The organism is Terrisporobacter muris (assembly GCF_024621905.1).
Taxonomy (GTDB): Bacteria; Bacillota; Clostridia; order Peptostreptococcales; family Peptostreptococcaceae; genus Terrisporobacter; species Terrisporobacter muris.
The window spans coordinates 1-8,527 of record NZ_JANKBY010000148.1; the positions used below are offsets into that span (position 1 = coordinate 1).

Sequence of the window (8,527 nt, forward strand, 5' to 3'; positions counted from 1 at the left end):
AACTTCCATTTTCCATGTTTATAAAACTCATTATAAATATCTTTTATACCTATCCAAAAACCTAAAATCATGTATCCCCCAAATTCTACCAACATTACTAAATAGTCATATCTAAAATCATAAGAAGTTTGTTTTAAATCTATACAAATTTCACTTAGCTCACCCATAACTAATACTATCAGTGCCCCTATAACGAAATATACAATATTAACAAAAATATTTTTATCTTTCATGTTTATCCTCCCATTTAATAATATTTTTATAGAATATATTTATAAATGTAGCAGAATTATAAGTTCTATGCATTTATATTTTATCTAATTTGATATGCGAAGGCATAATTGGGTATAAAATTAAATGTCTAAATAAACTCTAAGGGGATAAATTTATGTTCAGTAAACTAATAAAAAAATATAAAGAATATAAAATAGTAAATTCAAATAAGCCTAAAAAAGTTTGTTCTTGTTATAATGTTTCTAATCATGATATTATGAAGGCTCTAAATAATGGATGTAGCGGAATAAATGAAGTTAGAAAAAGTACAAAGGCTGGAACAGCCTGTGGCAAGTGTAATTCATCTGTTGAATATGAAATTTATAAAGCATTAAAAAAATAAGCCTCTATTCTAAAGAGGCTTATTTTCTATATTATATTAAAATCAAAATTTAATTAGCTTGTTCTAAATTGTTGACTTCTTCGCTTTTTTGATCTTCTTTCACAATCATACTTCTATTCCATAACATAAGTCCAACAGTTGAAGCTACTAATGCTCCTATTCCTATTGTTTTAAATTCAGTTAATTTAACTATTAACCATGGAAGTGGGCTTGAACCGTAGTCAATACTTGATATCATTCTAGCTCCATCTGGTATAGCGAACTTAGCTGCTAGCGCTGCTTCTGTAAATAATGGAGACATATTTGTTCCTATTAGTAACCCTGCTCCTACAACTATAACACCTACTATAAATGCTCTGAAGAAATCTCCTCTTACAAGTGGTGTTATTAATACAAACATAAATGGTAATCCAGCTAACGAAGCAAATGGTAAGAATTGATTTCCTGGTATTATTAAAGCTAATATTAATGTAACTGGTACTAATACTAGTGAAACTGCTAATGTGACTGGGTGACCAACACTTACTGCTGAGTCTAATCCTATGTAAAGCTTAGCTTTTCCTTCAAATTTACGTTGAATTAAAGTTTGTACTGCTTCAGATACTGGCATTAAACCTTCCATTAATACTGCTGCCATTTTGGGAGTAAGCACAAGTACAGCCCCCATTACCACTGCTAAATTTAAAGTATCTTTTACATTGTATTTTGCAAGTATACCAAGAAGAATACCTATTGAAGTTCCTAATATTGCTGGATCTCCAAATATACCAAATTTCTTTTGTATGTCATTTGCATCCATTTTTATTTTATTTATTCCTGGTATAAAATCTAATATTTTATTTGCTATCCATGCTATTGGTACATAAGATGCTGAGAATCCATGAGGAATTGATATCCCAGGCAGCCCTAATTCTTTTTCCACCAACGGAGCAGTTCTATCTGCAAGAACCATTGTAACTACCATATTTACTGCTGACATTATTAAAGCTATAGGTAAGCTTCCTGTTAGCATATAAACTAAAGAACCTGTAAAAGCAAAGTGCCAGAAGTTCCATATATCTATATTTACTGTTCTAGTTGTTCTTGTAAGTAACATCACAACATTTATTATTATTCCTAAAGGTATTATTAAAACACCAACAGTTGAACCAAATGCTATTGCTGAAGCTGCTGGCCAACCAACATCAAGTACATTTAAATTTAACCCAAAGTTTTTAACCATTGCTTCTGCTGCTGGTCCTAAATTTTCTGTTAATATTGTTATAATTGCATTTAAACCTATAAATCCTATCCCTATTAAAAGTCCTGATTTAACAGCATTTGCTAACTTAACCCCTAAGCATATAGCAAATACTGAGAATATTATTGGCATCATTACTGATGGCCCTAAATCTACTAAATACTGTAATATATTCATTATTGCATCCTCCCACTTTAATTTATAATATTTTATTATTTAAAACTTTTACTATTTCTGATGGGTCTTGCTCGTTATATAAATTCTCTAAAAAGTCAGTTTCTGCAAATAATCCCATTAGTTTTGATAAAAGACTTACTTGCTCTTCTTTTTTAGTAACTAATAATACAAATGCCATATTTACATTTATATCATTGTTAGTACACATTTCTTTAAATTTGCATTCTTTTTTTAATCTTACAAATGCTACTCCTGGCTTATTTACATGTTCTGAATCTGTATGAGGTATAGCTAAGTTATATTTTTCAGTCCCTATAGCAGTTGGATATTCTTCTTCTCTTTTTAAAATCGCATCCTTAAAAGACTCTTTCACATATCCTTTTTCTAATAGTTCATCTGATATAGAATTTAAAAACTCATCACTAGTTTCATGTTCTACATCTAAAAATACTAAGTCCTTACTTAACATTCATTCCACCTACATTCCTAGTTTTGCAACTATATCATCCATTAATTTATCTACTCCTAATCCTGTTATAAAAGGTAATCCTGATACAACTGGTATATCTACACTTTGGTTAAATTGAGCTGTAGTAACAACCATATCATGTCCTGCAACTTTTCCTGGTAATTCTGCTACTGTACATTGAGTAAATGAAACTTGTCCTCCTAAGCCTCTTTTTTCAAATCCTGCTTTTAATTTTTGTATTGCTACTGTTGATGTTGCTATTCCTGCTCCACATGCTACTACTATTTTTTTCATAATTATAATCTCCTTTTAATTAGTATAATTTCTTAATATAATTTAAATCTTTTTTGTTAATTATTTTTTCTACTTTATACATTTCATCAACAGGGTTATATATATCTAAGAATAAATTTTCATGTTCTAAGAATACATCCTTGTCTATGGCTATCATCATTACTAGTTGTACTTCTGAATATACCCACTTTATTGGTTCTTTCAAAATTGCCACATATATTCCAGGCTTTTTTACATCTCCAACTAAAGCATGAGGAATGGCAACCATATTTCCTATCTCTGTCGATGAAAGTTTTTCTCTTTCCACAAAAGAATTTTTCATTACTTCATCTATATAACCCAATTCATACATTTTGCTAGACATATACTCCACCACATCTAAATAATTATTAATCTCTAAATTTGGTGAAAATATTTCATCTTTAAAGTAAGATTTTATATCTAACTTGTAATTCTCATTTCCTTTACTTATAAAATGATTTATTTTATTCATATCTGCATCACTTAAAATAGGTGATATATTTATAATAGGTAAGTTTTTGTATTGTAGATTAATAGTTGATATTATCAAATCTATATCTTTAAAATCTAATTCTTCAAGTTTATAAGATGGATACACTCCACATATTTGAATTCTAGATCCAAATCTATTCGATAGTTTACTTCTTAGAAGTATGGATGTTCCCATACCCGATGCACATATAAGAATTACTCGAAGCCTATCTTTTCTTCCTTTTATGTTCATCCTTTCTAATGCTCCACCAAAATGTAGTGCCAAAAATCCAACCTCATTCTCATCTACTTCCACATTCATATCTTCTTCTATAGCTTTAGCTAAAAAGTTTGCTAGCTCATAAGCCAATACATAATTTTTCTTTATTTGATCTAATAAATTGTTTCTTATTTTCATCTTGTATTGTATTCTGTGAAGAACACTTTTTAAGTGAATAAGAAGACCATTTTCCAGGATTTCATCATGAGTAAAATCTATACCTATTTGTAAATAAATCTCTTTTAGAGACTTTCTTATAGTATCTAAATTGTTATTATCTTCTTCATCTATAGAATAATTATCATCTTTAAACAATCTATTTTGAGATTTTAAATGTTGATATATATACACAACCTCTGCTGTTGGAAATTCTATTCCAGTCAGCTCACATATTTGTCTACAAAGATTTATTGCTGCTTCATATTCAATGTCTCCTACTGGTATATGCCTTGATTCTTCTTCATTAATAATTTTGTCATTTTTTATCCTTGTTATAGTGATAACTATATGGTTGAATAAATTATCAAATCCTAAGTCAGTAATGTTTAAGTCATATTTATTTATTACATCAATTATTATAGATCTAATACTTTCTGAAGATTTTGTATCTATCATTTCTAGAATAGTTCCTGACTTTTCTTGACCTGTTTTATGTACAATATAATCAGATAAAAAATATCTAAATTTAGCCTCATTACCACTAATATAAACTCCAGAGTTACCTTTACGTGATAACTTTAAATCATAATTATGTAATATCTCTTTTACTACTTTCAAATCATTTTTTAATGTAGATAAACTTATAAATAACTCGTCACATAACTCATCTTGTTTTATGGATTCTGTTTCACTGTCCGCATATAAAAAAGCCAATTTTCTTATTAACCACTCTACTCTATTTTCTTCCAGCGTATATACACAATTACAATCAATTTCTCCAACTACACTTTTTAGTATTTTATAATCATCATAATTATCATATCTTATCTTATACCCATAACTTCTCTTAGAAAGAATTTCACAGTTATATGGTTGTAAGAATTCATTTATGTCCTTTATCTCCCTTTGCACTGTTTTAGCAGAAATTTGATTTATTTTTGCTAAATCATTACCACTGATATATCCATCAGCACTTATAATTGCATTTATTATTCCTCTTTGTCTACCTGTTGCTTTTATCATTTCTATCTCCCTTATGTTTATATAGTATCAAGAAGAGCTTTTTTAAAATAGTCTTTATATTTCTCTTATAAAAGGACATTTGCCGTCTTACTTTGCGGGATAATGTCCTTTATAATTCTACTACTTTAATACATGTTATAAAAATATATTTTATTTTAATAACATGTATTAAAAATTTCATATATTACATAATTTATCACTTATACCAAATGATACTACGTTAAAATCTAATGAACCTATGATAATATATTTCTTAAATCTTTATAGGGGGATTATGTATGAAAAGAATTAAGAAAATAGTAATAACTCTTTTAATAGTCTTTTTAATTGGAGCTATAGGGGTTAGTTCTTTAGTAGGAATATTTTTTTATAATTTAGCATTGAATACAAATTATTCAAAAGATATAGTATATGCAGATCATAATGGTGATAAATTAAGAGACAATGAAAAATGGTTGGACAAAGAGTCTAATTATACGGAAAATTATATTGAATCTTCTGATGGATTAAATCTACATGCTTATATGATAAATCAGAATGAAAGTAATGATAAATGGGCAATTGTTGTTCATGGTTATGGTGGTAGCGGTAAATTAATGAGTGCTAAAGCCAAATATTTTTATAAGATGGGATATAATGTGCTGATTCCAGATTTAAGAGGTCATGGGAAAAGTGAAGGTGAATATATTGGTATGGGATGGAAAGATAGACTTGATATAATAAATTGGATTAATTTTATAATTAAAGGTAATTCAAATTCTAAAATAGTTCTTCATGGTACTTCTATGGGTGCTGCCACGGTTTTAATGGCTTCTGGAGAAGATTTACCTTCTAATGTAAAGGCTATTATAGCTGATTGTGCTTATACTTCAATTTGGGATGCATTTAATTATGAACTAGAAACTTATTTAAAGTTACCATCTTCTTATATACTAAATGTTACTAATATTGTAACTTAATTAAAAGCTGGATACTCTTTAAGAGAAGGTTCTACATTAGATGCAGTAAAAAAATCTACTGTACCTATTCTTTATATTCATGGTGATAGTGATAAGTTTGTTCCTTATTCTATGATGAATGAGTTATACAACGCCACTAATTCACCAAAAGAAAAATTAACTGTTGAAGGGGCTGAACATGCAAACTCTGATTTAGTTGCACCTTTTCTTTATTGGCTAACAATAGAAGATTTTATTGAACAGTATGTTTCTTAATCATTAATTTAGATAATACAAATTTAAGTTTTAAAGTATAAAAATAAGTCTCTGATTAAAGAGACTTATTTCTATCTAAATATATATTATTATATAGCTCTAGTATATTCTTTTAACCACTCAGTTTCTTCAGCAGTTAAGAACGGACTAACTGTATCGAATACCATCTTATGATATTCATTTAAGTATGCTTTTTCATCTTCATTCATAAGATTGACATCTATAGCATCTAAATCTAATGGTGCTATTGTTAATGGTTCAAATTCCATAAATTGGCCATATTCATTTTTTATACCTTTTTTACAAAGCATTTCATTCTCTAATCTTATTCCGTGAGAACCTGCTTTATAGAATCCTGGCTCATTAGTAGTTATCATACCTTCTTCTAATGTAGCTAAGTTTCTATTGTCACATCTGAAACCATTTGGAGCTTCGTGAACATTTAATACATGTCCTATACCATGACCTGTACCGTGATTGTAGTTAAGACCTTGTTCCCACATTATTCCTCTAGCTAATATATCTAAGTAGTATCCGTTTACACCATATAAGAATTTAGCTCCTGACAATCTTATCATTGCTCTAGCAACTGATGTAAAGTTAGATTTTTCTTCTTCTGTAAGTGATCCTAAAGCAAAAGTTCTAGTTATATCAGTTGTTCCATCAAAATATTGTCCTCCTGAATCTAACAAGAATAATCCTTTTGGCTCTAAAGTAGTATTACTTTCCTCAGTCGCACTGTAGTGAACTATTGCTCCATTAGCCCCATATCCTGCTATAGAAGCGAAACTTGGCTCTATAAACTGTCCTTGTTCTTTTCTAAGCTCAGTCATTTTATCTGCTGCACTTATTTCAGTTATTTCTATTTTTCCTATGTTGTTTTTTAACCAGTACATAAACTTAGTTACAGCAACACCATCTCTTATATGAGCTTGTTTAGTGTTTGATATTTCAACTTCGTTTTTCTCTGCTTTGAATATAGTAGAAGGGTTCATAGCATTTAATACTTTTACATCTTCTGGTATATTTTTTAATATTGTGTAATTTATTTTATTACTATCAACTAAAACTACTTCTTCTTTTTCTATAGTTTTTACAAACTCATATATTTCGAAGTATCCTTTTATTTCAACTACTTCTTCACCAAAGCTTGCTTTTATTTCATCATTTAATTTATTTTCATCAACAAATAATATAGCTTTGTCTAAAGTAACTACTGCATAAGAAAGTACAACTGGATTGTACTTAACATCCCCACCTCTTATATTAAATAACCAAGCTATATCATCTAAACTTGTTAATATATGAATTGTTGACCCACATTCTTTCATAGCATTTCTAACTCTAGCTATTTTACTTGTAAAATCTTCTCCACTGTATTTAATATCTAATAAAAATGCTTTTGCATCAGATAAAGCTGGTCTATCCTCCCATACTTCGTCTAATAAGTCACCCTCATAAGATATAGTTATGTTTTTCTTAGCTAAACTTGCTTCTAATCCAACACCCATTGCTGCACTTATAGCTCTTCCATCAAATCCTATTTTACAACCTTCTGGAACTTCATTTTCTATGTATTCAAACGTCGTAGGAACGTTTTCCCCTCCCATTTTATAAAGTTCAACACAAGATGTTGCTAACTCTTTGTCAGCTTGTAAGAAGTATCTTCCATCTGTCCAAAGTATAGCTTTTTCTGGAGTTATAACTACAGTTCCTGCTGAACCAGTAAATCCTGATATAAATTGTCTTCCCTTAAAGAATTCTCCCACATACTCACTTTGATGATAATCTGCTGATGGAATTATGTAAGCAAATATGTTTTTTTCTTTCATAACATTTCTTAATTTTTCAATTCTGTCATTAATCATATTAAACCACCTTTATTTTTTTAAATCTTTTAGCTTCTTATTAAGTTTGCTATAGATCTTCTTCATATAGGGTTCATTACTAGCTTTAACTGCTTTATCTAACTCAAACCATTTGACAGCACTATTTTCATCGGCTTTAATATGTGTCATTTCTGTTTCGTCAGCACAAAGTAAATAAGTAACATTTAAATGAATATGTGAGGATACATATTTCCCTCTTTTTATATGACCATCAACTCCAAGAACTTCTAAAGAGAAAATTTCATCAGACAAAGGTCTTACATCCTTTAAACCTGTTTCTTCTTTAGCTTCTTTCAGTGAAACATGAAGTAAATCCCCATCACCATCTGCATGTCCACCAGTCCATGCCCAAGAATCATAAATATTATGATAAGCCATAAGTACTTTTGTTTTATCTTTATTTACTATCCAACAAGATGATGTAAAATGACCTATTTCATTATTTCTAGTAAGAACATCATCAAAAGTATCCATATATTTTATCATTATCTCTTTATCTTTTTCTTCTTCACAGTTATATGGTAAATAATTTTCTATTTCTTTTCTTAAATTCATGGTTACCTCCCCATTAATAATGACCCTATCTCAAATTCTATAATATTATTTGCTAATAATCAACAATATGATACTATAATAAATAATATTTTTACGTAAACATTATTGGCATAAAATTA

At 28.9% G+C, this 8,527-nt stretch carries 10 protein-coding genes; 3 read left to right on the top strand and 7 right to left on the bottom strand.

Features of this window, described 5'->3' with window-relative positions:
* Positions 1-233 (bottom strand): hypothetical protein (locus NSA58_RS11795; RefSeq protein ID WP_257560494.1); only part of this gene is annotated, 233 nt, incomplete at its 3' end.
* 155 nt (positions 234-388) lie between these two features.
* On the opposite strand from NSA58_RS11795, the gene NSA58_RS11800 reads away from it, so the two are divergent.
* Positions 389-616 carry a (2Fe-2S)-binding protein gene (locus tag NSA58_RS11800; protein WP_052232957.1) on the top strand — a complete coding sequence of 76 codons (228 nt, stop codon included), beginning with the start codon at positions 389-391 and terminating at the stop codon, positions 614-616.
* Between the two features lie 49 nt (positions 617-665).
* Here NSA58_RS11800 and NSA58_RS11805 read toward each other — a convergent pair whose 3' ends face one another.
* The 4 genes from NSA58_RS11805 to NSA58_RS11820 are packed head-to-tail and all read right to left on the bottom strand — an operon-like array spanning position 666 to position 4,750.
* Positions 666-2,033 carry a PTS galactitol transporter subunit IIC gene (locus NSA58_RS11805; protein WP_039679367.1) on the bottom strand — a complete coding sequence of 456 codons (1,368 nt, stop codon included), beginning with the start codon at positions 2,031-2,033 and terminating at the stop codon, positions 666-668.
* A 22-nt stretch (positions 2,034-2,055) separates the two neighbouring features.
* On the bottom strand, positions 2,056-2,502 hold the full coding sequence (locus NSA58_RS11810) for a PTS sugar transporter subunit IIA (protein WP_039679366.1): 447 nt from the start codon (positions 2,500-2,502) through the stop codon (positions 2,056-2,058).
* A 9-nt stretch (positions 2,503-2,511) separates the two neighbouring features.
* Positions 2,512-2,796, bottom strand: coding sequence for a PTS sugar transporter subunit IIB (locus NSA58_RS11815; RefSeq protein WP_039679365.1), 285 nt, complete (start codon positions 2,794-2,796; stop codon positions 2,512-2,514).
* 19 nt (positions 2,797-2,815) lie between these two features.
* A complete protein-coding gene (locus NSA58_RS11820; RefSeq protein ID WP_039679364.1) occupies positions 2,816-4,750 on the bottom strand; it encodes a BglG family transcription antiterminator in 1,935 nt (644 codons plus the stop codon).
* A 278-nt stretch (positions 4,751-5,028) separates the two neighbouring features.
* On the opposite strand from NSA58_RS11820, the gene NSA58_RS11825 reads away from it, so the two are divergent.
* A complete protein-coding gene (locus tag NSA58_RS11825) occupies positions 5,029-5,709 on the top strand; it encodes an alpha/beta hydrolase (RefSeq protein ID WP_330652563.1) in 681 nt (226 codons plus the stop codon).
* A gap of 111 nt (positions 5,710-5,820) precedes the next feature.
* Positions 5,821-5,964 (top strand): hypothetical protein, encoded by a 144-nt coding sequence (locus NSA58_RS20740; protein WP_330652564.1) that lies wholly within the window; start codon positions 5,821-5,823, stop codon positions 5,962-5,964.
* An 89-nt stretch (positions 5,965-6,053) separates the two neighbouring features.
* Here the strand turns inward: NSA58_RS20740 and NSA58_RS11830 are convergent, their stop codons facing one another.
* Positions 6,054-7,832: an aminopeptidase P family protein gene (locus tag NSA58_RS11830; RefSeq protein ID WP_074429694.1), complete on the bottom strand. Its 1,779-nt coding sequence runs from the start codon at positions 7,830-7,832 to the stop codon at positions 6,054-6,056.
* Between the two features lie 12 nt (positions 7,833-7,844).
* Positions 7,845-8,408 (bottom strand): NUDIX hydrolase, encoded by a 564-nt coding sequence (locus tag NSA58_RS11835; RefSeq protein ID WP_074080046.1) that lies wholly within the window; start codon positions 8,406-8,408, stop codon positions 7,845-7,847.
* Between the last annotated feature and the right edge of the window lie 119 nt (positions 8,409-8,527).